Genomic DNA, 584 nt, shown 5'->3' with positions numbered 1-584 from the left:
ATAGGATGATAAAGGCTAACGGGTATAGTTGTTCATTTGAGCTTTATAATTCGGCAAATTTTGGTGTGCCTCAAACTCGTGAACGTGTTGTAATGATGTGTTCCCGAGATGGAAGAAAAATTCCATACCTTGAACCTACCCATTCTCAAACGGGAAGCTTTAATTTACCCTTGTGGAAAACATTTTCAGAAACTGTGGCTGAACTAGATGGTGTTAATCATACTCATCTTGAATTTCCTGAAAAACGGAAAAAATATTATAGATTGCTTGGGCCGGGTGAGTATTGGAAGAATTTGCCAGTTGAGTTACAAATGGAAGCTTTAGGTAAGTCATTTTTTTCTGGTGGTGGAAAAACCGGATTTTTACGCCGTCTAGCATGGGACAGACCTTCACCTACTTTGGTTACGCATCCTGCTATGCCTGCAACTGATCTGGCTCATCCGGAGGAGTTAAGACCCTTATCCATTGAGGAATATAAAAAACTTCAGCAGTTCCCTGATAATTGGGTTATAGAAGGAAAACTGTTAGACCAATACAAGCAACTCGGTAATGCGGTTCCTGTTGGCCTTGGTTACGCTATAGGA

General features: G+C 40.8%; 1 protein-coding gene. It reads left to right on the top strand.

Annotated features, from left to right (window positions below):
- The coding region (locus NNN71_RS24925; RefSeq protein ID WP_271459612.1) for a DNA cytosine methyltransferase at positions 1–584 on the top strand (584 nt) is incomplete at both ends.

The sequence above is a fragment of the Kluyvera sp. Awk 3 genome, assembly GCF_028069715.1.
GTDB classification, from domain to species: Bacteria; Pseudomonadota; Gammaproteobacteria; order Enterobacterales; family Enterobacteriaceae; genus Kluyvera; species Kluyvera georgiana_A.
Note: the sequence above shows the minus strand (reverse complement) of the source record. Positions and strands in the feature narration are given on the sequence as shown.